Origin of the sequence: Nocardioides panaciterrulae (assembly GCF_013409645.1) — a bacterium.
GTDB lineage: Bacteria > Actinomycetota > Actinomycetes > Propionibacteriales > Nocardioidaceae > Nocardioides > Nocardioides panaciterrulae.
In genome coordinates this window covers 1001778-1024862 of sequence record NZ_JACCBG010000001.1, presented here as the reverse complement: position 1 = coordinate 1024862, position 23085 = coordinate 1001778, and the positions used below count along the sequence as shown (strand labels likewise).

Genomic DNA, 23085 nt, shown 5'->3' with positions numbered 1-23085 from the left:
AGCCGCAAGCGAGCGGCGCACGGATCCAGGCCGCGTAGGGTCCTGCCATGGCGTCGTACTTCAGGGCCCGCCAGGAGCGCAGGCTGGCCGCGCTCGAGGAGTTCCGGCAGGCGCGGAAGCTGATCGAGGAGGACGTCACCGTCTTCGGTGAGCAGCTCACCGACCTGCACGTCGAGACGCTGACCACCGAGCTCGACCAGGCCATGCGCGAGGACTACCAGCGCGCGCTCGACCTCTACGAACGTTCCAAGACCGGGCTCCGGGACGCCCAGGAGACCAGCGAGGTCACCGCCGTCGAGGACGTGCTCCACGACGGCCGCTTCCACCTCGCCTGCGTGCTCGCCCGCCGCGACGGCGAGGCTCTTCCCGAGCGGCGCGAGCCCTGCTTCTTCAACCCGCAGCACGGCCCGTCGGTCCAGGACGTCGCCTGGACCCCGCCCGGCGGCGTGGAGCGCGAGGTCCCCGTCTGCCGCTCCGACCTGCGTCGCATCACCGGCGGCGAGGACCCCGAGATCCGCCTGGTCCGCGTCGGCGACCGCTACGTCCCCTGGTACGCCGCGGTGCGGGAGCGCGGACTGCTCGACTCCACCCTGCGCCCCGCCGCCACCGACGGCGTGCCGAAGTACGTGATGTTGGAGGCCGACATCGGCCGCGCCCGGAACAGCCAGGCCGGCCAGGGCGGCTACCCGTTCTGAGCCCTGGGGCCCGGGGTCAGACCCCGTGCAGGCGGCGCGCCGCCTCGGCGACCGACCCGCTCATCGACGGGTAGACCGTGAAGACCTGAGCGAGCTGGTCGGCGGTCAGCGACTCGGCCACCGCGATCGAGATCGGGTGGATCAGTTCGCTCGCCCGCGGCGCCACGACGACGCCACCGACGACGATGCCCGAGCCGGGGCGACAGAACAGCTTCACGAAGCCGTCGTGGACGCCCTGCATCTTCGCCCGCGGGTTGCCCGACATCCCGAGCGTCACGGTCTCGGCCTGTATCTCGCCGCTGTCGACGACCTGCTGGGAGACGCCGACGGTGGCGATCTCGGGAGCGGTGAAGACGTTCGAGGCGACCTTGGTCAGGTCCAGCGGGTGCACCGCGTCACCGAGGAAGTGCCACATCGCGATCCGGCCCTGCATCGCGGCGACCGAGGCGAGCATCAGCACGCCGGTGCAGTCGCCGGCGGCGTAGACGCCCCGGGCGGAGGTGCGCGAGACCCGGTCCACCTCGATGAAGCCACCCTGGTCGAGGGTGACCCCGGCCTCCTCCAGGCCCATGTCGGCGGTGTTCGGCACCGACCCGATCGCGAGGATGCAGTGTGAGCCCTCGATGGTGCGGCCGTCGGTGAGCGCCACGGTCACCTTGTCGCCCTCGCGCACCACCGACTCCATGCGCGACTTCGACAGCACGTTCATGCCACGGCGGGTGAGCACGTCCTCGAGCACGGCGGCCGCGTCGGCGTCCTCACCGGGCAGCACCCGGTCGCGCGAGGACACCAGCGTCACGTCGACACCGAGGGCGAGGTAGGCGCTGGCGAACTCCGCTCCGGTGACCCCGGAACCGACCACGATCAGCTTCTCGGGCACCTCGCTCAGGTCGTAGACCTGCTCCCAGGTCAAGATCCGCTCGCCGTCGGGCTGCGCCGAGGGCGAGGTCCGCGGCGCCGCGCCGGTGGCGACGAGGATCGCGTCGGCCTCCAGCGTCTCCTCCGAGCCGTCCGGGCGGGTCACCGCGACGCGCCCGGGGCCGTCGAGCCGGCCGCGGCCCTCGACGATCGTGACGTCCTCGCGGGCCAGCCGCCGCGCGATGTCCGCGGACTGGTCGGCCGCGAGCTGCTTGACGCGCTGGTTGACCCGGGCCAGGTTGACGCTGACGCTGGTGGCCGCGTCCCCCTCGCCGTCGTGCAGGCACACGCCGAGCTCCGCCGCGCCCTCGACCTCGGTCATCAGCTCGGCGGTGGCGATCAGGGTCTTGCTCGGGACGCAGTCGGTGAGCACCGCCGAGCCGCCCAGGCCGTCGGTGTCCACGACCGTCACCCGGGCGCCGAGCTGGGCCGCGACCAGGGCGGACTCGTAGCCGCCCGGGCCGCCGCCGACGATGACGATGTGTTCGTTGCCCGCCATCACAGATTGATCATGTGGCCGGCGATGCCCTCGACGGCCTCCTTCATCGCCTCCGACAGGGTCGGGTGCGCGAAGATGTTGCGGGCCACCTCGTCGGCGGTCAGGTCCCACTGCTGGGCCAGGGTCAGCGCCGGCAGCAGCTCGGTGACCTCGGGGCCGATCATGTGGGCGCCGATGATCTCGTTGTACTCCGCGTCCGCGACGATCTTGACGAAGCCGACGCCCTCGGCCATGCCGCGGGCCTTGCCGTTGGCGGAGAACGGGAACTGCGCGGTCTTGACGTCGTAGCCCTTCTCCTTGGCCTGCGCCTCGGAGTAGCCGAAGGAGGCGATCTGCGGCTGGCAGAACGTCGCCCGCGGGATCATGTCGAAGTCGATCTCCATCGTCTCCGCGCCGGCGATCGTCTCGGCGGCCACGACGCCCATCGCCTCGGCGGTGTGAGCGAGCATCAGCTTCCCGGTCACGTCGCCGATCGCGTAGACGCCCTCGACGCTGGTGCGGCCCCGGCCGTCGACGGCGATCGCGCCGCGCTCGGTGAGCTCCACGCCGGTGCTCTCCAGGCCGTAGCCCTTCGTCCGCGGGGCGAAGCCGAAGGCCGCCAGGAACTTGTCGGCCTCGAGCACCTGCTCGTCGCCGCCCCCGGCGGGCGCGACGGTGACCTTCACGCCGCTGCCGGTGTCCTCGACGCCCTTGACGGCGGTCGAGAGGAGCACCTTCACACCGAGCTTCTTGTACTGCTTGAGCAGCTCCTTGGAGACGTCCGCGTCCTCGGTGGGCACCATCCGGTCGAGGAACTCCACGATGGTGACGTCGACGCCGAAGTTCTTCATCACGTAGGCGAACTCGACGCCGATCGCGCCGGAGCCGCCGATGATGATCGAGCCCGGCAGCGAGTCGGTGAGGATCTGCTCCTCGTAGGTGACCACGTTGTCCGAGAGCTCCACGCCGGGCACCAGCCGGACCGTGGCGCCGGTCCCGATGATCAGGTTGTCGCCGGAGTACGACGTGACGTTGCCGTCGGCGTCCTTCACGTCGACCGACTTCGGGCCGGTGAGCGTGCCCCAGCCGTTGATCTCGGTGATCTTGTTCTTCTTCATCAGGTAGTGCACGCCCTTGGCGCTGGCGTCGGCGACGCCGCGGCTGCGCTTGTGGGTGGTGCCGAAGTCCATCGTGGCGTCCCCGGAGATGCCGAAGACGTCCTTCTCGTGGGTGATGATGTGCGCGATCTCGGCGTTGCGCAGCAGCGCCTTGGAGGGGATGCACCCCACGTTGAGGCAGACTCCGCCCCAGTACTTCTCCTCGATCACGGCCACCGACTGGCCGAGCTGGGCTGCACGGATGGCCGCCACGTAACCACCGGGGCCGGCACCAAGGACGAGAACGTTGAAGTGGGTCACGGCCGCCAGCCTATGAGTTGAGCCCGTGCGCCACCAAGGCAGGGACTAGTCTGCGGTCCTGTGACGCTCTATGCCGCCTACGGGACCAACCTCGATCCCGCCCGGATGAGCGCCCGCTGTCCCCACTCCCCGCTGCGGACCACGGGCTGGCTCACCGGCTGGCGGCTGACCTTCGGTGGCGAGGAGCACGGCTGGGACGGCGCGCTGTCCACGATCGTCCAGGACCCCCTCGAGCAGGTGTTCGTCGCGATCTACGACGTCACCAAGGACGACGTACAGCTGCTCGACGGCTGGGAGTCCGCCGACTCGGGGCTCTACCGCAAGACCAAGGTGCGGGTCTCGACGCTGGCCGGTGAGGTCGTGGCGTGGACCTACGTGCTCGACGCCTACGAGGGCGGCCTCCCGTCGGCGCTCCACCTCGGCGTGCTGGCCGACGCGGCCGAGGCCGCCGACGCCCCGGCGGACTACGTGGCCGCGTTGCGCCGCAGGCCCTGCCGCTCGACGGGGCTGTAGGCCGGCCGCACCGACCAGCAAAGCGGCGCGTACATCGCCACGGTCACCAGCAGCCCGAGCACACCGGCTGCGACACCGCCGGCGTTGGCCGTGGCCAGCAGGACCACGCACGCGACCAGCGACCACACCGGCACCCGCCGCGCGCGGCGCAGGCCCGCGAAGAGCACGAGCGTGCCGACGACGTTGCCCAGGATGAACAGGACGATGAGGCCGATGAGCAACGGGGAGTGCTCCGAGGCCCGGTCCAGCGCGTCGTACGACGAGGCGCTCAGTCCCGCGTGGGTGCCGATCGTCGGCAACCCGTAGAAGGCCGCCGCGTGCCCCACGGCGGCCAGCTGGCCGAGCGCGAGCAGCGCGGCGCCGAGGCGGGTCGCTCGCTCACCCCGCCCCCGGGTGGTCGCGACCAGCCAGGCCAGCCCGGGCAGCATCAGCACGGGAGCGAGGACGGACAGGCCGCCGGCCACGAGCCAGAAGCCTTCGTGGGCGTCGACGGCTCGCATCAGCTCGACCGGCGTGGCGGCGGAGCCGTCGACCGTGCGGCGCAACAGGTCGCCGGTCGCGAAGCACAGGGCACCGACGAGCAGCGCGAGCGCAGGGGCCGGGGCAGGAGTGGGAGTGGGAGCGGGGATGCGGGAGGTGGGTTCGCTTGCGGTCATGGCCCCACCCTCGGCCGCGACGGACCCCGCCGGCGTCCCGAGAGCGAGCGATCCGGGTCCCCCTCGCGACGGACGACGATCCGCCCGAAGACGGACGTGCGGAGCCTCGCCGGACCCTACGATCGAGCGGTGACCTCGCCGTTGGCCCCTGGCCGGCCCCGGGCCCGGGACGTGTGGCTCGGGGCCGCGGTCGGGCTGGTGTCGCTCGGAGGGATCCTGACCGGCGATGTCGAGGAGGGCCCCCGGGCGCTGACCGTGGCCGTCGCCCTCGTGGGGGCGGTGGCCCTGGCCTGGCGAGTGGCCGCGCCGCTGGCGGCGGTCACCGCGGTCGGGCTGGCCGGGATCCTGCAGGCACAGGTCGGTACCTCCCCCGGCTCGCTGTGGGCACTGATGACCGACCTCGTCCTGACCTACACGGTCGCCGTCGAGTGCGCGGAGTCCGTGGCGACCGCCGGACTCGTGGTCATCATCGGGTCGCTGTGGATCCAGGAGTGGCTGGACCACGGCCAGGACTACCCCTTCATCGCTCTCGTGTACGGCGGGGCCTGGCTGCTCGGCCGGGGCACCCGGTCCTGGCGGGAGCGGGCGACCCTGGCCGAGCAGCACCAGCGCGACCTGGCCCGCCTGGCGGTCGCCGAGGAACGCACGCGGATCGCCCGCGAGCTGCACGACGTGGTCGCCCACGCCCTGAGCGTGATCGCGGTCCAGGCCGACGCCGCCGAGGCGGCGCTGGACCGCGAGCCCCGGCTGGCGGGCCCACCGCTGCGGGCCATCCGCTCGAGCGCGACGGAGGCCCTCGACGACATGCGCACGCTGCTGCACCTGCTGCGCCGCGACGACCCCGATACCGACGAACCCGGCACCGACGACCCCGGCACCGACGACCCCGGCCTGGGCGAGCTCCGGCCGGCTCGCGGCGTGTCCGACCTCCCGGCGCTGCTGGCCGGCATGGAGCAGGCGGGCCTGCCGCTCGACGCCTCGATCGGCCCGCTGCCCGACCTGCCGACGGGCACCCAGCTCGCGGTCTACCGGATCGTCCAGGAGTGCCTCACGAACGTCGTCAAGCACGCCGGGCGGGTCCCCACCTGCCTGACCATCACCCCCGAGGGGGACGGCGTCCGCGTCGTGGTGCGCAACGGCCCGGGTGCCGGGACAGCCGGCAGCGGCGCGCCGTCGGGCCACGGACTCGTCGGTGTGCGCGAGCGGGTGCGCGCGACCGGCGGCACGGTCAGCGCCACCCCGACCCCGGACGGCGGCTTCGAGGTCGTCGCCCGGCTCGTCCCGACGGAGGCCTCGTGATCCGCGTCCTGCTGTGCGACGACCAGGAGCTGGTGCGAGCCGGCTTCCGCCTGATCCTCGACCTCGAGGACGACATGGAGGTGGTGGGCGAGGCCGGCGACGGACGCGAGTGCCTCGCCGCGGTCGCCCGGACCTCGCCGGACGTGGTGCTGATGGACATCCGGATGCCGGTCATGGACGGGATCGAGACCACCCGCAGGCTGGTCGCCGCGTCCTCCGCCACCCGGGTTCTGGTGCTCACCACCTTCGGGCTCGACTCCTACGTCTACGAGGCCGTGCGGGCCGGCGCGAGCGGCTTCCTGCTCAAGGACGTGCCGCGCGACCAGCTCGTCGCGGGCATCCGGGTGATCGCCCGCGGGGAGACGCTGCTCGCGCCGCGACTGACCCGCCGCCTCCTGGAACGGTTCGTGGCGGCGCCCCCGCCGGCCACCGGCGTGCCGGAGCAGCTCACCCGGCTCAGCGCCCGCGAGCTGGAGGTGCTCGGGCTGCTGGCCGAGGGACTGTCGAACGCCGAGATCGCGGCGCGGCTCGTGCTGGGCGAGGCGACGGTGAAGACCCACGTCGCGCGCATCCTGACCAAGCTCGGGCTGCGCGACCGGGTGCAGGCGGTGGTGCTCGCCTACGAGTCGGGCTTCGTCAGCCCGGGGGTGCCGCACGCCGAGTGACCGCCACGGCTCACTCGCCACCCGTGTGGCAGACCGCCTCGACGTTGTTGCCGTCGGGGTCGCGGACGAAGGCGCCGTAGTAGCCGGGGTGATACTCCGGCCATAGCCGCGGCTCGTGCAGCACCTCGGCGCCGACCGAGGTCGCCGCCTCGAAGAAGGCACGCACGGTGGCGGCGTCCCGGGCGGTGAAGGCGATGTGCACCTCCCGGTTGGGGCCGGACGCGGGACCCTGGGCCGGCTGCGCGCTGATCCAGAAGACCGGCTGCTCGGTGCCGTAGCCGACGGCCTCCTCGAAGTCCATCACCCGGGAGTGTCCGAGAACGCCGAGCACCTTGTCGTAGAAGGCCCTCGCGGCCGGCATGTCGGCGCAGTTGATGCCGAAGTGATCGATCATGCGCGCATCGTGCCCGGGGCGCCGCCGGCGGACCACGGACTTTCGACCCCCCGACCACTAGAGTCCCGGCACGTGAGCACAGAGCAGACCCCCCAGCAGCCGGATCCCAAGCGGCAAGCCCGCGAGGCCGCCGACCGACTCGCGGAGCTGACCGGCGTCGAGAAGCACGACGTGGCCCTGGTCCTCGGCTCCGGGTGGCTGCCCGCGGTCGACGCGCTGGGCGAGGTCACCGCGGAGGTCGCGACCACCGACCTGCCGGGCTTCTCCGCCGCGGCCGTGGCCGGCCACTCCGGCCGGATCCGCTCGGTCCGCTCGGGCGACAAGGACCTGCTGGTCTTCCTCAGCCGCACCCACTACTACGAGGGCAAGGGGGTGCGCGCCGTCGTCCACGGCGTGCGTACGGCGGCCGCGGCCGGCTGCCGCGCGATCGTGCTGACCAACGGCTGCGGCGGCCTGAAGCCGACCTGGGAGCCGGGCACCCCGGTGCTGATCAGCGACCACATCAACCTGACCGGCAAGAGCCCGATCGAGGGCGCGAACTTCGTCGACCTGACCGACCTCTACTCCAGCCGGCTGCGCGCGATGTGCCGCGAGGTCGACCCGTCGCTGGACGAGGGCGTCTACGTGCAGTTCCCCGGCCCGCACTACGAGACGCCTGCCGAGGTCCGGATGGCCGGCGTGCTGGGCGGTCACCTGGTCGGCATGAGCACCACCCTGGAGGCGATCGCCGCCCGCGAGGCCGGCATGGAGGTGCTGGGCCTGAGCCTGGTCACCAACCTGGCCGCCGGCATCAGCGACCAGCCGCTCAACCACGAGGAGGTCCTCGAGGCCGGCCGCGCGGCGGCTAGCCGGATGGGATCACTGTTGGGCCGGGTCGTTCCGCTGATCTGAGGTCCTCGCGGGGCTCGGTCCACCACTTCGCCACCGTGACGTCGGTGCTGCTGTGGGCCAGGACCGAGACCAGCACCACGACCGCGGTCAGCGCCAGCACCTCCCCGGCGTACGGCATGCCGCTGAACGCGATGATCAGTCCGTAGGCGACGCTGGCGAAGCCCTTCGGGCCGAACCACGCCGCGGCGATCCGTTCCCGCCGGGAGAGGTTGCTGCCCAGCAGGCACAGCCAGACCGGCAGCGGGCGCGACAGCAGCACCACCGCGACCGCCAGCAGCAGCCCGCTCCAGCCCGCCGTGCCGAAGACGTCGCCGTCGAGCAGCGCGGCGAACGCCAGCAGCGCGGCCCCCTTCACCATCTCGCTGATCAGCTCGCCGGTGTGCCGGAAGCTGTCCGAGGCGCCGGGCCGGATCGTCGCGATGGTCGCGCCCGCGATGAAGGCGGCGAGGAACCGGTTGGCATCCAGCACGTCGCACAGCGCGAAGAGCAGCACCGCCAGTGAGAGCGGGCCGAGCGGCTGCAGGGTGTCGATGACGCCGATGCCGGGCAGCCGCAGCAGCTGGACGACGACCACGGGCACGACCACCCCGAGCACCACACCGAGGGCGAGCTCGAGCAGGAGCGAGGGCCAGTCCGTGGCGTAGCCGTGCGGGTGGGCGCCCACGGTGCCGGCGATGATCAGCACCGCGGGCAGCGCCAGGCCGTCGTTGAGGCCGCTCTCGATGTTCAGCACCTCGCGCACTCCGCGCGGCACGTCCTCACGCCCCACCAGGGCCGAGGCGAAGACCGGGTCCGTCGGGGCGAGGATCGCGCCGAGCACGCACGCCGGCCCCCAGGGGAGCCCGGTCAGGTAGTGGGCGAGCACCGCGACCAGGGCGAACGTCAGCGGCATCGCGACCACCAGCGGCCGCGCCGCCGACCGCCCCGAGCGCCGGAACACGCCGAGGGAGGCGTGCTGGCCGTCGGTGAACAGGACCGCGAACAGCGCCACCTCGGCCACGCTCTCCACCGTGTCCCTCGGGACCGAGACCACGTCGAGGAGGAGCGGTCCGGCCACGACCCCGGCGACCAGGAACACCGCCGAGGTCGACAGCGGACTGCGCGACGCGAGGGCCGAGAACAGCACGGCCGCGAGCAGCCCGAGGCCGAAGGTCATCAGGAACGCCGTCACCCGATCACCCTAGGGGCGCCCCCATGGCGGAGTGCGCCGGTAGCCTCGCGCCGTGAACATCCTCGTGACCGGCGCGGCCGGTGCCATCGGACGTGTCGTGACCGTCGGCCTGCAGGACCGCGGCCACGAGATCGTGGGCCTGGACCGGGTGCCGCCGCCGGACGGGTACGACGGGCCCTGGCACCTGCTCGACTGCGCCGACCCCGACGCGGTGGCCGCGGCGTTCGCCGAGCAGCCGCTGGACGCCGTGGTGCACCTGGCCGGCAACCCGACCGAGGGCAGCCTGCCGGAGTCGTTCACCTCCCACGTGGTCACCACCGCCGCGCTGCTCGACGCGATGGTCGAGCACGACGTGAGCCGGTTGGTCTACGCCTCGTCCAACCACGCGGTCGGCCGCACGCCGCACCGCGACCTGCTGACCGTGGAGGCGCGACCGCGCCCGGACACCTTCTACGGGGTCGGCAAGGTCGCCGCCGAGGCCGTGATGAGCCTCTACGCCGACCGCGACGGCCTCGACGCGGTCGCCTGCCGGATCGGTTCGTTCCTGCCCGAGCCGGAGACCGTGCGCCACCTGGCCACCTGGCTCTCCCACGACGACTGCGTGCGGATGGTCGAGGCGTCGCTCACCGCGACCGCCCCGGGCTTCGCGGTGCTCTACGGCATCTCGGCCAACACCCGGGCCTGGTGGGACCTCGAGCCCGGCCGGGCGCTGGGCTACCACCCGCACGACGACGCCGAGGAGTTCGCGGGCCGGATCGGCCCGCGCGCCGAGGACGAGACCGAGGCCGCGCACGTCGGCGGCCCGTTCGCCACGCCGGAGTTCGAGCGGCCGGCCCTCGACCGCGGGACGAGCATCGCTTGAACGCCGGGGTTGACTCGGGACCATGACGCTTCCTACCCGAACCCTTGGCACCACCTCTCCCCTGACCGTCTCGTCCATGGGCCTCGGCTGCATGGGCATGTCCGAGTTCTACGGGACCGGCGACGAGCAGCAGGGCATCGAGACGATCCACCGGGCGCTCGACCTCGGCGTGACGTTCCTGGACACCGCCGACATGTACGGCCCGTTCACCAACGAGCGCCTGGTCGGCAAGGCCATCGCCGGGCGCCGCGACGAGGTGCAGCTCGCCACCAAGTTCGGCAACCAGCGCGCCGAGGACGGCACCCGGCTGGGCATCAACGGGCGGCCGGAGTACGTCCGCGCCGCGTGTGACGCCTCGCTGCAGCGGCTCGGTGTCGACCACATCGATCTCTACTACCAGCACCGGGTCGACAAGACCGTGCCGATCGAGGAGACGGTCGGCGCGATGGCCGAGCTCGTCGAGGCCGGCAAGGTGCGCCACCTCGGGCTGTCGGAGGCCTCCGCCGCCAACATCCGCAAGGCCCACGGCACCCACCCGATCACCGCGCTGCAGACGGAGTACTCGCTGTTCACCCGCGACCTCGAGGACGAGGTGCTCCCCACGATCCGGGAGCTCGGCATCGGCCTGGTCCCCTACTCCCCGCTCGGGCGCGGTCTGCTGACCGGCGCGATCACCGACGAGGCGTCGCTGGCCGAGGGCGACTCGCGGCGCACGGCGTACTTCCCGCGCTTCCAGGGCGAGGCGCTCGACACCAACCTGAGCCTGGTCGCGCGGATCCGCGAGATCGCCGACGCCAAGGGCTGCACGCCCGGCCAGCTCGCGCTGGCGTGGGTGCTCGCCCAGGGCGACGACGTCGCTCCCATCCCGGGGACGAAGCGGGTGAAGTACCTCGAGGAGAACGCGGCGGCGGCCGAGGTGCGGCTCACCGACGACGACCTTGCGGCGCTGCAGCGCGCGGTGCCGCGCGAGTCGGTGGCCGGCGCCCGGTACGGCGACATGAGCTCGATCGACGCCTGAGGGGTCGCGTCCGGGCCGTCACCACGCGGATGACGCGGAACGCGTCGGTCGCAGTAGCGTGCCGCCATGACCGACGTTGCCGCCCTGCTCGACCGTGCCCGCGCCTGGCTCGCCGAGGACCCCGACGACCAGACCCGCGCCGAGCTCGAGCAGCTCGTCGCCGACGTCGACGCCGGTGCCGACCCGGCGGACCTGGCCGACCGGTTCGACGGGACGCTGGAGTTCGGGACGGCGGGGCTGCGGGGCGCGCTCGGCGCCGGGCCCAACCGGATGAACCGCGTGGTCGTCACCCGGGCCGCGGCCGGCCTGGCGGCCTACCTGCGCGACCAGGGCACGACGCCGGGCAGCAGCGTCGTCATCGGGTACGACGCCCGCCGCAACTCCGACGTGTTCGCGCGAGACACCGCCGAGGTGATGACCGGCGCCGGGCTCAAGGCGCTGCTGCTCCCCCGGCCGCTGCCGACGCCGGTGCTGGCCTTCGCGATCCGCGAGCTCGGCTGCGTGGCCGGCGTGATGGTGACCGCGAGCCACAACCCGCCGCAGGACAACGGCTACAAGGTCTACCTCGGCGACGGCAGCCAGATCGTGCCGCCCGCGGATGCCGGCATCGCCGAGCGCATCGCCGCGGTCGGCCCGCTGGGTGAGGTCCCCCGCGGCCCGGCCGGGACGGTCCTGAGCGAGGACGTCGTGAACCGCTACCTCGACACGGTCGCCGGCCTGGCCGAGGACGGACCCCGCGACCTCGACCTCGTCTACACCCCGCTGCACGGCGTGGGCGGCGCCTCGGCCGTGCAGGTCCTCGAGACCGCCGGCTTCGCCGCGCCGCGGGTGGTGACCGAGCAGGAGCAGCCCGACCCGGCGTTCCCGACCGTCGCCTTCCCCAACCCCGAGGAGCCCGGCGCCATGGACCTGGCCCTCGCCCTCGCCGAGCGCGTCGGGGCCGACCTGGTCGTGGCCAACGACCCCGACGCCGACCGGTGCGCGGCGGCCGTGCCCGGCCCGCACGGCTGGCGGATGCTCCGCGGCGACGAGGTGGGCGCGCTCCTGGCCGACCACCTGCTGCGCCGCGGCACCAAGGGCACCTACGCCACCTCCATCGTCTCCTCGTCCCTGCTCGGGCGGATGGCACAGGCGGCCGGCCAGCCCTACGCCGAGACCCTCACCGGCTTCAAGTGGATCGGCCGCGTCGACGGGCTCGCGTTCGGCTACGAGGAGGCGCTCGGCTACTGCGTCGACCCCGAGCACGTGCGGGACAAGGACGGCATCTCGGCACTGCTGCTGCTCTGCGAGCTGGCGGCCGGCGCCAAGGCCGAGGGCCGCACGCTGATCGACCTGCTCGACGACATCGCCGTCGAGCACGGGCTGCACGCCACCGACCAGCTCTCGGTGCGGGTCACCGACGTCGGGCAGATCGCCGCCGCCATGGACCGGCTGCGCGCGACGCCACCGACCAGCCTCGGCGGCCTCGCCGTGGAGCAGGTCGACGACCTCGCCCAGGGCTCCGCCGAGCTGCCGCCCACCGAGGGCCTGCGCTACCGGCTGGCCGAGGGCGGCCGGGTCGTGGTCCGCCCGAGCGGCACCGAGCCGAAGCTCAAGTGCTACCTCGAGGTCGTGGTCCCGGTGAGCGGACCGGACGGCGTGGAGGCCGCCCGGATCTCGGCCGCCGGCCGGCTCGACGCGCTGCGCAACGACATCAAAGCCGCCGCCGGCATCTGAGCCAGGGGGCCCTCAGGCGACCAGCGTGACGACGAGGCCGACCGCCGCGACCACCAGCCCGGCGATCTCGGGCCAGGCGGGCCGGCGGCGTACGCCCTTGGCGAGCTCGAGCTGCTCGTCGGAGAGCAGGCCGATGCCCCGCTGCGCGCGCGCGTCCTCCGCGAGCCGGGAGATGCGCTCCTCCACGAACACCGCGTAGGAGTCCGCCGGGCCGGGCTGGTCGGCGTCACGACGGTTGGCCTTCATGGCCTGGCGGCGGCTGCGTCCCACCGCCGGCGAGACGTAGCGCCGCTCCCCCACGCTGACCGCGAGCACCTGCCGGACCGCGACCCGCTCGATCGCGGCCAGGGGGATCCGCACGGTCTCGAGCATGTTGCGCAGCACCAGCTCCTCCCCGGCGACCCACACCCCCGGGCGCAGCATGGCGGCCCAGGCGACGATCCCGAGGAACAGCGCCGCGAACACCACCGGGACGGAGAAGCCGTGCTCGCGGTCGACCACGCCGATGACGACGACGGCGGTGGCCAGCAGGACCGCCAGCACGCCCATCACCCGTCCACTGGTCGGACGGAACCGCTCCACGGGACCTCCGGTGCGGGAGTCTTGCTCGGGCACTGCGGAAGCTCCTGTCCTCGATTTTGCCATCCTCCGGCGAGGCAACCCTATGCTTAGCCGGTGACGAGCACCCCCTCCACTGCCATGCCCACGGGGCAGCAGTCGGCGGACTTCTCCGACCTCACCCGGTCCGACGAGTCCCTGCGACGGTTCCTGCACGGCCTGCCGGGCGTCGACCAGGTCGGCGCCGAGGCACGGGCCGCGGGACTCGGCACCCGCTCGATCAAGACCACGGCCAAGGAGTTCGCGCTCGACCTCGCGATCCGGATGGTCGACCTGACCACCCTCGAGGGCCAGGACACCCCGGGCAAGGTCCGCGCTCTGTCGTCCAAGGCGATGCACCCGGACCCCGCCGACCCGAGCTGCCCGATGACCGCGGCGGTGTGCGTCTACCCCGACATGGTGGCGACCGCCCGCGAGGTGCTCGGCGACAGCGGCGTGCACGTCGCCGCCGTGGCCACCGCGTTCCCGAGCGGCCGCGCGGCCCTCGACATCAAGCTCGCCGACACCCGCGACGCCGTCGAGGCCGGCGCCGACGAGATCGACATGGTCATCGACCGCGGCGCCTTCCTGGCCGGTCGCTACAAGCACGTGCACGACGAGATCGTCGCGGTCCGCGAGGCCTGCCGTCGGGCGGACGGGACGAGCGCGCACCTCAAGGTCATCTTCGAGACCGGCGAGCTGCAGACCTACGACAACGTCCGCCGCGCCAGCTGGCTGGCGATGATGGCCGGCGCCCACTTCATCAAGACCTCCACCGGCAAGGTGCAGCCCGCCGCGACCCTCCCGGTCACGCTGGTGATGCTGGAGGCCGTCCGCGACTTCCGCGAGGCCACCGGCCGGATGGTCGGCGTGAAGCCCGCCGGCGGCATCCGCACCGCCAAGGACGCCATCAAGTACCTGGTGACGGTCAACGAGGTGGCCGGGCCCGACTGGCTCGACCCCGACTGGTTCCGGTTCGGCGCCTCCACGCTGCTCAACGACCTGCTGATGCAGCGCACCAAGATGAAGACCGGGCGCTACTCCGGTCCCGACTACTTCACGCTGGACTGACCATGACTGCATTCGAGTACGCCCCCGCGCCCGAGTCGCGCGGCATCGTCGACCTCAGGCCGTCGTACGGCCTCTTCATCGGCGGCGAGTTCGTCGAGGGCCACGGCACCCCGTTCAAGTCGATCAGCCCGGCGACCGAGGAGGTCCTCGCCGAGGTCGCCGAGGCCGACGAGGCCGACGTCGACAAGGCCGTCGCCGCCGCCCGCAGGGCCTACGACAAGGTCTGGGGGCGGATGCCCGGCCGCGAGCGCGCCAAGTACCTCTACCGGATCGCCCGGATCATCCAGGAGCGCGGCCGCGAGCTCGCCGTCCTGGAGTCCCTCGACAACGGCAAGCCGATCAAGGAGACCCGCGACGTCGACATCCCCACCGTCGCCGCGCACTTCTTCTACTACGCCGGCTGGGCCGACAAGCTGGAGTACGCCGGCTACGGCAGCACCCCGCTCGGCGTCGCCGGCCAGGTGATCCCCTGGAACTTCCCGCTGCTGATGCTGGCCTGGAAGATCGCCCCCGCCCTGGCATGCGGCAACACTGTCGTGCTCAAGCCGGCCGAGACCACCCCGCTGACCGCACTGCTGTTCGCCGAGATCTGCCAGCAGGCCGACCTCCCGGCGGGCGTGGTCAACATCGTGACCGGCGCCGGCGACACCGGCCGGGCCCTGGTCGCGCACCCGGGCGTGGACAAGGTCGCGTTCACCGGCTCCACCGAGGTCGGCAAGGCGATCGCCCGCACGGTGGCCGGAACCGACAAGAAGGTCACGCTGGAGCTGGGCGGCAAGGCCGCCAACATCGTCTTCGACGACGCCCCGCTCGACCAGGCGATCGAGGGCATCGTCAACGGCATCTTCTTCAACCAGGGCCACGTGTGCTGCGCCGGCTCCCGGCTGCTGGTCCAGGAGTCGGTGGCCGAGGAGGTGCTCACCCGGCTCAAGCGCCGCATGTCCACGCTGCGCCTGGGCGACCCGCTGGACAAGAACACCGACATCGGCGCGATCAACTCCGCCGAGCAGCTGGCCAAGATCAAGGAGCTCTCGCAGATCGGCGAGGACGAGGGCGCGGAGCGCTGGTCGCCGGCCTGCGAGCTGCCGAGCACCGGCTTCTGGTTCCCGCCGACGCTGTTCACCGGCGTCTCCCAGGCGCACCGGATCGCCCGCGAGGAGATCTTCGGCCCGGTGCTGTCGGTGCTGACCTTCCGGACGCCCTCGGAGGCCGTCGAGAAGGCCAACAACACGCCGTTCGGCCTCTCCGCCGGCGTGTGGACCGACAAGGGCTCGCGCATCCTGCACATGGCCAACGCGCTGCGCGCCGGCGTGGTCTGGGCCAACACGTTCAACAAGTTCGATCCGACCAGCCCGTTCGGTGGCTACAAGGAGTCGGGCTACGGCCGCGAGGGTGGCCGGCACGGCCTCGGGGCCTACCTGAAGGGAGCCGAGTGATGAGCCCTGCGCCGCGCATCGACGTCAGGAAGACCTACAAGCTCTACATCGGTGGCGCCTTCCCCCGCTCGGAGTCGGGCCACTCCTACGTCGTGAACGACACGAAGGGGACGTTCGTGGCCAACGCCGCCCTCGCCTCGCGCAAGGACGCCCGCGACGCGGTCGGCGCCGCCCGCAAGGCTTTCGCCGGCTGGTCCGCGCGCACCGCCTACAACCGGGCGCAGATCCTCTACCGGGTCGCGGAGGTCATGGAGGACCGTCGCCCGCAGTTCGTGCAGGCCGTCGTGCAGTCCGAGGGCCTCGCGACCGGCCGCGCGGACAAGGTCGTCGACGAGGCGATCGACCGGCTGGTCTGGTACGCCGGCTGGGCCGACAAGATCACCCAGGTCGTCGGCAACGCCAACCCGGTCGCCGGGCCGTACTTCAACCTCTCCACCCCCGAGCCGACCGGCGTGGTCGCGGTGCTGGCGCCGCAGCGGTCCTCGCTGCTCGGCCTGGTCAGCGTGGTCGCGCCCGCGATCGTCACCGGCAACACGGTGGTCGTGGTCTCCTCCTACGACCGTCCGCTGCCCGCGGTGACGTTCTCCGAGGTGCTGGCCACCTCCGACGTCCCCGGCGGCGTGGTCAACATCCTGACCGGCTCCGCGGCGACGATCGGCCCCTGGCTGGCCTCGCACATGGACGTCAACGCCCTCGACCTCACCGGCATCGCCGGTGACGCCGCGCTCGCGGCGTCCCTCGAGGTGGCGGCCGCCGACAACCTCAAGCGGGTGCGCCGGGCTCCGGCGGCCGAGCCGGACTGGACGCTGGAGCCGGGCCTGGCGGCCATGACGGCGTTCCTGGAGACCAAGACCGTCTGGCACCCGATCGGCGTCTGACGCGGGCCCTGGGCGTAGTCCGTGACGTTCCGGCCCTCCTACTGGCCAGTAGGGGGCCCAAACGTCACGGACTATCGCACCGCGCGCTGACCGCCCCCAGCCGAGGCCCTACCGCAGGGACAGCCGGACCACCCGGTCGGTGAGCGACGGCGACTCGCCGCCGACCAGCCAGGCGGTCAGCCCGTCGGTCAGCCCGTCGGTCAGCACCGCGGTGTCGGCGAGCGGCCTCGGCAGCCGGCCGGCCGGGGTGAAGCGGCGGCTCGAGGGGTCGAACCACCACATCCTCGCCGTGACCCGATCGGCCGACGGCCGACCGCCCACGAGGAGGATGCGGTCGCCGAGCCGCACCGCCGCGGCGTGGCCGAGCGGGTGCGGCAGCCGGGCGACCACCCGGGCGTGCCCGTCCGCGCCGACCAGCTGGACGGCGCGCTGCTCGACGCCGGCACGCTCGCCGCCGAACAGCCAGACCGACCGGCCGTCCACGACGCTCGCGGCGTAGCGGACCGGGAGCGGGAGCCGTCCCACCTGCTGCCAGTGCCGCCCGTCCTCGCTGGCGAGGATCGCCGACATCGCGGTGGTGGTGCCGTCGTAGCCGCCGAGCACGAGCACCCGGCCGCCGATCGTCGCCGCGATGAGGTCCGAGCGGGGCTGCGGCAGGTGCCCGGCGACGGTCCACGCGCCGCCGTGGCGCACCTGCACGGTCCCCTGCTCGCTGGCGTTGCCACCCCCGACCACGAGCAGTTGTCCGCCCAGCCGGGCCCCCGCCGTGTCGTGCACCGGCACCGGCAGCCGCCCGGCCCGGATGACCGTCCCGGCCGCCGGGTCGAGGTCGAGCACCCGGTCGGTGGAGCTGTCGCCGGCCAGGAGCCCCCCGGCGAGGGTGTAGCGGCCGTCCCCGGCGGGCCCCACGGCGGCGCGGGCCACGGCGTACGGCAGCCGCCAGCGCACGGTGTGCACCACCAGGTGGCGCGGTGGCCGGGGCTGCCCCGGCGTGCCCGCCGTCGCGCCCGCGGTCGTGCCCGCCGTCGCCGAGCTCGCCGCGCTCGGGGAGGGAGCGGGGGCCGGGGTGCCACCGGAGCAGGCGCTCGCGGCCAGGGCCGGGAGCGCCACCAGCAGGGTGAGCAGCCGCCTCACCGCAGGTTGCCGGTGTGGCCGAGGGAGTAGCGGCCCGGCTGCGGCCAGACCAGCAGCCCGTGCGGGCTGCCCCCGACCCGGATCTTGGCCACCAGCCGACCGGTGCGGGTGTTCCAGCCGTAGACGTAGCCGGAGTAGCGGCCCGAGAGCCACAGCGTCCGGCCGTCCGCGGAGATCCCGCCCATGTCCGGCGTGCCGCCGCCGGGGATCGGCCAGGTGTCGACCACGCGGCGCTTCGCCAGCGAGAAGACGCTCACCTTGCCCGCCATCCGGTCCGAGACGTAGAGGAACCGGCCGTCCCGGCTCGGGTAGATGCCGTGCGGCATCATCGGCAGTCGGGTGCTGCCGACCACGCGCAGCCGGTCCCACGGCACCCGCAGCAGCAGGTTGCGGCCCATGTCGGCGACGTAGAAGGTGCGCCCGTCCGGGGAGAGCCGGACGTCCTGCGGCTTGGCGCCCGCCGGCAGGTGGAGCCGGCCGGTGACCCGCTCGCGCAGCGTCGAGATGCGCAGCAGCGACCCGCTGAACTCGCAGCTGACCAGGAACCACCGTCCGTTCGCGGAGAAGTCCGCGTGGTTCGGACCCTTGCACGAACGGTCGCTGACCGCCTTCTGGGGCTTGAACGTGTGCGGGTCGGCGAACACGATCCGCTGGTGCTCCTCGTCCATCACCACCGCGTGCCGGCCGTCGGGGGTGAAGTAGAGGTTGTAGGGCCGGTCGACCGGGTAGCGGTGGGTGATCCGGCCGGTGCGCGGGTCGAGTGCGACGATCCGGTTGTCCTCGCTCGCCTCGACGTAGAGCGTGCGCAGGTCGTAGGACGGCGTCACATGCTGGCTCAGCGTCCCCGTGTGCAGCACCCGGACGACCTTGCGGCTGCGCTGGTCGATCACCGTGGTGATCGGGGCGCCGAAGGAGTTCGGGACGTAGAGGTACGCCGGGTCGTGGCGGACCCTCGACCGCTCCTGGGACGGGGTCCTGGTCGAGGCGTAGACGTCCCCGTCCTGCACCGCCGGCATCCCGGGGATCGGGTGCCGGAACGGCGGCGCCACCCGCGGCGTGGGCGCCGCCGCCCCGGTGGTGGCCGGGTCGCCGGCCGCGCTCGCGGGGCCGCTGGCCGGATCACCGGAGGGATTGCCGGAGGGATCGCCGGACGAGCTGCCGGTGCAGCCGGTGAGCGCGGGGGCCAGCAGCAGGAGGGCGGGAAGGACGGCGGCGGCCCACCGGCGAACGGCCAACGTGTGCACCACCAGACCTCCTCCGCACGGCCCTTGCCCCGACCAGCCAAGCACCTGCTGCCAAACCGGGGGCGGCGACACGGCAGAATGGGTGGGTGCGCGCGCAGGTCATCGTCCTGGCCGGCCCCTCGGGGGCCGGCAAGTCGCGGCTCGCCGAACGCCTCGGCCTGCCGGTGCTCCGGCTCGACGACTTCTACAAGAACGGCGACGACCCCACCCTCCCCCGGCTCACCGAGGGCGCCAACGCCGGCCTGGTCGACTGGGACCACCCGGACTCCTGGCTGCCCCAGGACGCGCTGGCGGCCGTCGAGCGGCTCTGCCGGGAGGGGCGGGCGGAGGTGCCGGTCTACGAGATCTCCCGGGACGGCCGCTGCGGGTGGAGCACGCTCGAGCTCGGCGAGCACGCGCTGTTCGTGGCCGAGGGGATCTTCGCCCAGCACGTCGTGCAGCCCGCGAGGGAGGCGGCGCTGCTGGCGGCGGCGTACTGCGTCCGCCAGCACCCGCTGGTGACGTTCTGGCGGCGGCTGACCCGCGACCTGCGCGAGCGCCGCAAGCCGCCCCTGGTGCTGGTGCGCCGGGGGCTCGCGCTGATGCGCGACCAGCGCCGGGTCGTCGCCGGCGCGGTCGCTCACGGGTGCGTCCCCGTCACGCCCGAGCAGGCCCGGGAGGAGATCGGCCGGCTCAGCCCAGCAGCGCGGCGTACCCGGGCTTGATCACCCCGTCGATGATCGCCAGCCGCTCGTCGAACGGCAGGAACGACGACTTCATCGCGTTGATCGTGAACCAGCGCAGGTCGTCGAGCGTGTAGCCGAACGCCTGCACCAGCGACCACATCTCCGCGGTCATCGAGGTCTGGCTCATCAGCCGGTTGTCGGTGTTGACCGTGACCCGGAAGCGCAGCCGGGTGAGCAGCCCGATCGGGTGCTCGGCGATCGAGGTGGCCGCGCCGGTCTGCACGTTGGAGGCGGGGCACATCTCCAGCGGGATGCGCTTGTCGCGGACGTACGCCGCGAGCCGGCCCAGCTCGACCGACCCGTCCTCGGCGACCTTGACGTCGTCGATGATCCGCACGCCGTGGCCGAGCCGGTCGGCGCCGCACCACTGGATCGCCTGCCAGATCGACGGCAGGCCGAACGCCTCGCCGGCGTGGATGGTGAAGTGGAAGTTCTCGCGCTGGAGGTACTCGAACGCGTCGAGGTGGCGGGTGGGCGGGAAGCCCGCCTCGGCACCCGCGATGTCGAACCCGGCGACCCCGCGGTCGCGCCACGCGACGGCCAGCTCGGCGATCTCCATCGAGCGGGCCTGGTGGCGCATCGCGGTGAGCAGCTGGCGCACCACGATCCGGCCCCCGGCCGCGGCCATGCCGGCCTCGAAGCCCTCCTGGACGGCGGCCACGACCTCGTCGAGGCTCAGGCCCTGCGACACGTGCTGCTCGGGGGCGTAGCGGATCTCGGCGTACACGACCCCGTCGGCGGCGAGGTCCTCGACGCACTCCCGGGCCACCCGGGCGATGGCGGGGGCCGTCTGCATGACCGCGACCGTGTGGTCGAAGGTCTCCAGGTAGCGCACCAGCGAGCCCGAGTCGGCGGACTCGGCGAACCAGCGGGCCAGCGAGTCGGCGTCCCCGGCCGGGAGCTCGTGGCCGATCTCGGCGGCCAGCTCGAGGATGGTGGCGGGCCGCAGCCCGCCGTCCAGGTGGTCGTGCAGCAGCACCTTCGGCGCCCGCAGCACCTGGTCGCGGGTGGGGACGGTAGGTTCCGGTGAGGCGGCGGTCATGCCCGCCATCCAACCACCAGACACCCCCCTCCCGAGGCGGACACGAGGAGCCCCCATGCGCGTCTTCACCACGCTGGACGAGGTCGCGGCCGCGGCCGGCGAGGAGATCGGCACCAGCGACTGGGTCACGATCGACCAGGAGCGGGTGAACAGGTTCGCGGAGGCCACCGACGACTTCCAGTGGATCCACGTCGACGTGGAGCGCGCGAAGGCGGGGCCGTTCGGCGGCACCATCGCCCACGGCTACCTGACGCTGTCGCTGCTGCCGCTCTTCGGCAGCCAGATCTTCCAGCTGGAGACGCCCGGCGCGAAGCTCAACTACGGGCTGAACAAGGTGCGCTTCCCCGCGCCGGTGCCGGTCGGCTCGCGGCTGCGGGCCACCTGCACCTTCACCGCCGTGACCGACGTGCCCGCGGGCAAGCAGGTCACGATGAGCTACGTGGTCGAGATCGAGGGCGGGGCCAGGCCGGCCCTGGTCGCGGAGTTCCTGGTGCTGCTGCTGCCCTAGGGTCCCGGCCTCAGCTGATGCGGTCGATCACCAGGGGCTCGGGCTGGTACGACGCCGCGTCCGCCGCGATGTCGTAGCCGCCCTCGAGCGAGGCCAACGCCCGCTCGAACCGCTCCGGGTCGTCGGTGTGCAGGCTGAACAGCGGCTGCCCGGCGGTGACCGCGTCGCCGGGACGCGCGTGCCAGACCACGCCGGCGCCGGCCTGGACCGCCTCGCCGGCCCGGGCCCGCCCGGCACCGAGGCGCCACGAGGCCAGGCCGACCGCCATGGCGTCGAGCCGGGTCAGGGTGCCGGAGGCCGGCGCGTCGACGACGTGGGTCTCGCGGGCCCGCGGCAGCGGCGCCTCCGGGTCCCCGTCCTGGGCGCGGACCATCTGCCGCCACACGTCCATCGCGGAGCCGTCGGCGAGCCTGTCGGCGGGGTCGACATCGGTGACGCCCGCGCCGGCCAGCATCTCCCGGGCCAGCGCCAGCGTCAGCTCGACCACGTCGGCGGGGCCCCCGCCCGCGAGCACCTCGACCGACTCGGCGACCTCCACGGCGTTGCCGGCGCTCCGGCCCAGCGGGGTCGACATGTCGGTGAGCAGCGCGACGGTGTGGACGCCGGCGTCCTGACCGAGTCCCACCATGGTCTCGGCCAGCTCACGGGCGTCGTCGACGTGCTTCATGAACGCGCCGGTGCCGACCTTGACGTCGAGCACCAGCGAGCCGGTGCCCTCGGCGATCTTCTTCGACATGATCGAGGACGCGATCAGCGGGATCGCCTCCACGGTGCCGGTGACGTCGCGCAGCGCGTAGAGCTTCTTGTCCGCCGGCGCCAGCCCGTCGCCGGCCGCGCAGATCACCGCACCGACCTTCTCCAGCTGCGCCATCATCTCCTCGTTGGACAGCGCGGCCCGCCAGCCCGGGATCGACTCCAGCTTGTCGAGCGTGCCACCGGTGTGGCCCAGGCCCCGGCCGGAGAGCTGCGGCACGGCGACGCCGCAGGCGGCGACCAGCGGCGCCAGCGGCAGGGTGATCTTGTCCCCCACGCCGCCGGTGGAGTGCTTGTCGGCGGTGCGCCGCGAGAGCCGGGAGAAGTCCATCCGCTCCCCCGAGGCGATCATCGCGGCGGTCCAGCGGGAGATCTCCCGCCGGTCCATCCCGTTGAGCAGGATCGCCATCGCGAGCGCGGACATCTGCGCGTCGTCGACCGCCCCCCGGGTGTAGGCGTCGATCACCCAGTCGATCTGGCTGTCGCTGAGCTCGGCCTTGTCGCGCTTGGCCGAGATGACCTCGACGGCGTCGTGCTGCGCCATGGCAGTCCTTCCTGCGTGGGTGCCCGGGAGGTGGCCCGGGCGGTGGTTCAGTGGAGGAGGTCGTCGGGGCCGAAGGCCTGGGGCAGCACCTCGGCCATCGTGCGCAGCCCGCGCGGCGTCATCAGCTGCAGCTCCTCGCCGCCCTGCTCGAAGAGCAGCTGGCGGCAGCGGCCGCACGGCATGATCAGCTCGCCGTCGCCGTTGACGCAGAGGAAGTGGGTCAGCCGGCCGCCGCCGGTGGCGTGCAGCTGGGACACCAGCCCGCACTCGGCGCACAGGACCACGCCGTACGCCGCGTTCTCGACGTTGCAGCCCACCAGCAGGCGGCCGTCGTCGGCGAGGGCGGCGGCGCCCACGTGGTAGTTGCTGTACGGCGCGTAGGCGCGCCCGGCCACCTCGACCGCGGCCGCCCTCAACGACTCCCAGTCGACCTCGACCGGTCGGGACTCCTGGACCATC

General features: G+C 73.1%; 24 protein-coding genes. 13 read left to right on the top strand and 11 right to left on the bottom strand.

Annotated elements, in window-relative coordinates:
- Positions 1-47: 47 nt before the first annotated feature.
- Positions 48-695, top strand: a complete 648-nt coding sequence (locus BJZ21_RS04795) for a hypothetical protein (protein WP_179662708.1) — start codon at positions 48-50, stop codon at positions 693-695.
- 16 nt (positions 696-711) lie between these two features.
- Here BJZ21_RS04795 and BJZ21_RS04790 read toward each other — a convergent pair whose 3' ends face one another.
- Together BJZ21_RS04790 and lpdA are read right to left on the bottom strand one after the other, a co-directional pair.
- The gene (locus tag BJZ21_RS04790) at positions 712-2112 is read right to left on the bottom strand and encodes an NAD(P)H-quinone dehydrogenase (RefSeq protein WP_179662707.1); all 1401 of its coding nucleotides are present in this window, start codon (positions 2110-2112) and stop codon (positions 712-714) included.
- Positions 2112-3509 carry a dihydrolipoyl dehydrogenase gene (gene lpdA / locus BJZ21_RS04785; RefSeq protein WP_179662706.1) on the bottom strand — a complete coding sequence of 466 codons (1398 nt, stop codon included), beginning with the start codon at positions 3507-3509 and terminating at the stop codon, positions 2112-2114. The genes BJZ21_RS04790 and lpdA overlap by 1 nt, the downstream gene beginning before the upstream one ends.
- Before the next feature lie 60 nt (positions 3510-3569).
- Between lpdA and BJZ21_RS04780 the strand changes: the two genes are divergently transcribed.
- Positions 3570-4022 carry a gamma-glutamylcyclotransferase gene (locus tag BJZ21_RS04780; RefSeq protein WP_179662705.1) on the top strand — a complete coding sequence of 151 codons (453 nt, stop codon included), beginning with the start codon at positions 3570-3572 and terminating at the stop codon, positions 4020-4022.
- Here BJZ21_RS04780 and BJZ21_RS04775 read toward each other — a convergent pair.
- On the bottom strand, positions 3974-4678 hold the full coding sequence (locus BJZ21_RS04775) for a hypothetical protein (RefSeq protein ID WP_179662704.1): 705 nt from the start codon (positions 4676-4678) through the stop codon (positions 3974-3976). The two genes, BJZ21_RS04780 and BJZ21_RS04775, sit on opposite strands and share 49 nt — an antisense overlap.
- Before the next feature lie 129 nt (positions 4679-4807).
- Between BJZ21_RS04775 and BJZ21_RS04770 the strand changes: the two genes are divergently transcribed.
- Both BJZ21_RS04770 and BJZ21_RS04765 read left to right on the top strand, forming a co-directional pair.
- Complete coding sequence (locus tag BJZ21_RS04770) at positions 4808-5977, top strand: histidine kinase (RefSeq protein WP_179662703.1); 1170 nt, start codon at positions 4808-4810, stop codon at positions 5975-5977.
- Complete coding sequence (locus tag BJZ21_RS04765) at positions 5974-6642, top strand: response regulator (RefSeq protein ID WP_179662702.1); 669 nt, start codon at positions 5974-5976, stop codon at positions 6640-6642. The genes BJZ21_RS04770 and BJZ21_RS04765 overlap by 4 nt, the downstream gene beginning before the upstream one ends.
- A gap of 10 nt (positions 6643-6652) precedes the next feature.
- Here the strand turns inward: BJZ21_RS04765 and BJZ21_RS04760 are convergent, their stop codons facing one another.
- Positions 6653-7036 (bottom strand): VOC family protein, encoded by a 384-nt coding sequence (locus tag BJZ21_RS04760; RefSeq protein ID WP_179662701.1) that lies wholly within the window; start codon positions 7034-7036, stop codon positions 6653-6655.
- Positions 7037-7108: 72 nt separating this feature from the next.
- Between BJZ21_RS04760 and BJZ21_RS04755 the strand changes: the two genes are divergently transcribed.
- A complete protein-coding gene (locus tag BJZ21_RS04755; protein WP_179662700.1) occupies positions 7109-7927 on the top strand; it encodes a purine-nucleoside phosphorylase in 819 nt (272 codons plus the stop codon).
- Here the strand turns inward: BJZ21_RS04755 and BJZ21_RS04750 are convergent.
- Positions 7881-9098, bottom strand: a complete 1218-nt coding sequence (locus tag BJZ21_RS04750; RefSeq protein WP_179662699.1) for a cation:proton antiporter domain-containing protein — start codon at positions 9096-9098, stop codon at positions 7881-7883. The two genes, BJZ21_RS04755 and BJZ21_RS04750, sit on opposite strands and share 47 nt — an antisense overlap.
- Before the next feature lie 52 nt (positions 9099-9150).
- On the opposite strand from BJZ21_RS04750, the gene BJZ21_RS04745 reads away from it, so the two are divergent.
- The 3 genes from BJZ21_RS04745 to BJZ21_RS04735 all read left to right on the top strand — a co-directional run bounded on the left by BJZ21_RS04745 (position 9151) and on the right by BJZ21_RS04735 (position 12694).
- Positions 9151-9960 (top strand): NAD-dependent epimerase/dehydratase family protein, encoded by an 810-nt coding sequence (locus BJZ21_RS04745; RefSeq protein WP_179662698.1) that lies wholly within the window; start codon positions 9151-9153, stop codon positions 9958-9960.
- Between the two features lie 22 nt (positions 9961-9982).
- The gene (locus BJZ21_RS04740; protein WP_179662697.1) at positions 9983-10978 is read left to right on the top strand and encodes an aldo/keto reductase; all 996 of its coding nucleotides are present in this window, start codon (positions 9983-9985) and stop codon (positions 10976-10978) included.
- Between the two features lie 66 nt (positions 10979-11044).
- Positions 11045-12694, top strand: a complete 1650-nt coding sequence (locus BJZ21_RS04735; RefSeq protein ID WP_179662696.1) for a phospho-sugar mutase — start codon at positions 11045-11047, stop codon at positions 12692-12694.
- Positions 12695-12706: 12 nt separating this feature from the next.
- Here BJZ21_RS04735 and BJZ21_RS04730 read toward each other — a convergent pair whose 3' ends face one another.
- Positions 12707-13309 (bottom strand): hypothetical protein, encoded by a 603-nt coding sequence (locus BJZ21_RS04730; protein ID WP_179662695.1) that lies wholly within the window; start codon positions 13307-13309, stop codon positions 12707-12709.
- A 60-nt stretch (positions 13310-13369) separates the two neighbouring features.
- Here BJZ21_RS04730 and deoC point away from each other — a divergent pair, with 60 nt between their 5' ends.
- From deoC to BJZ21_RS04715, 3 genes are read left to right on the top strand one after another with little or no spacing between them, the layout of a single operon-like run.
- Positions 13370-14362, top strand: a complete 993-nt coding sequence (gene deoC, locus BJZ21_RS04725) for a deoxyribose-phosphate aldolase (RefSeq protein ID WP_343051960.1) — start codon at positions 13370-13372, stop codon at positions 14360-14362.
- 2 nt (positions 14363-14364) lie between these two features.
- Complete coding sequence (locus BJZ21_RS04720; protein ID WP_179662694.1) at positions 14365-15798, top strand: aldehyde dehydrogenase family protein; 1434 nt, start codon at positions 14365-14367, stop codon at positions 15796-15798.
- Entirely contained in the window at positions 15798-16676 is an 879-nt protein-coding gene (locus tag BJZ21_RS04715; RefSeq protein WP_179662693.1) for an aldehyde dehydrogenase family protein, read from the top strand. Before BJZ21_RS04720 ends, BJZ21_RS04715 begins: the two co-directional genes overlap by 1 nt.
- Before the next feature lie 108 nt (positions 16677-16784).
- Here the strand turns inward: BJZ21_RS04715 and BJZ21_RS04710 are convergent, their stop codons facing one another.
- Together BJZ21_RS04710 and BJZ21_RS20790 are read right to left on the bottom strand one after the other, a co-directional pair.
- On the bottom strand, positions 16785-17810 hold the full coding sequence (locus tag BJZ21_RS04710) for a Kelch repeat-containing protein (protein ID WP_179662692.1): 1026 nt from the start codon (positions 17808-17810) through the stop codon (positions 16785-16787).
- Positions 17807-19057, bottom strand: a complete 1251-nt coding sequence (locus tag BJZ21_RS20790) for a YncE family protein (protein WP_218851302.1) — start codon at positions 19055-19057, stop codon at positions 17807-17809. Before BJZ21_RS20790 ends, BJZ21_RS04710 begins: the two co-directional genes overlap by 4 nt.
- A gap of 83 nt (positions 19058-19140) precedes the next feature.
- Between BJZ21_RS20790 and BJZ21_RS04700 the strand changes: the two genes are divergently transcribed.
- Positions 19141-19758: an ATP-binding protein gene (locus BJZ21_RS04700; protein WP_179662691.1), complete on the top strand. Its 618-nt coding sequence runs from the start codon at positions 19141-19143 to the stop codon at positions 19756-19758.
- On the opposite strand, the gene BJZ21_RS04695 is transcribed toward BJZ21_RS04700, so the two are convergent.
- Positions 19727-20821 carry an adenosine deaminase gene (locus BJZ21_RS04695; protein WP_179662690.1) on the bottom strand — a complete coding sequence of 365 codons (1095 nt, stop codon included), beginning with the start codon at positions 20819-20821 and terminating at the stop codon, positions 19727-19729. The genes BJZ21_RS04700 and BJZ21_RS04695 overlap by 32 nt on opposite strands.
- A 55-nt stretch (positions 20822-20876) precedes the next feature.
- On the opposite strand from BJZ21_RS04695, the gene BJZ21_RS04690 reads away from it, so the two are divergent.
- Positions 20877-21329, top strand: coding sequence for a MaoC family dehydratase (locus tag BJZ21_RS04690; protein WP_179662689.1), 453 nt, complete (start codon positions 20877-20879; stop codon positions 21327-21329).
- Between the two features lie 10 nt (positions 21330-21339).
- On the opposite strand, the gene BJZ21_RS04685 is transcribed toward BJZ21_RS04690, so the two are convergent.
- Together BJZ21_RS04685 and BJZ21_RS04680 are read right to left on the bottom strand one after the other, a co-directional pair.
- A complete protein-coding gene (locus tag BJZ21_RS04685) occupies positions 21340-22626 on the bottom strand; it encodes a thymidine phosphorylase (RefSeq protein ID WP_179662688.1) in 1287 nt (428 codons plus the stop codon).
- A gap of 47 nt (positions 22627-22673) precedes the next feature.
- Positions 22674-23084, bottom strand: a complete 411-nt coding sequence (locus BJZ21_RS04680) for a cytidine deaminase (RefSeq protein WP_179662687.1) — start codon at positions 23082-23084, stop codon at positions 22674-22676.
- Between the last annotated feature and the right edge of the window lies 1 nt (position 23085).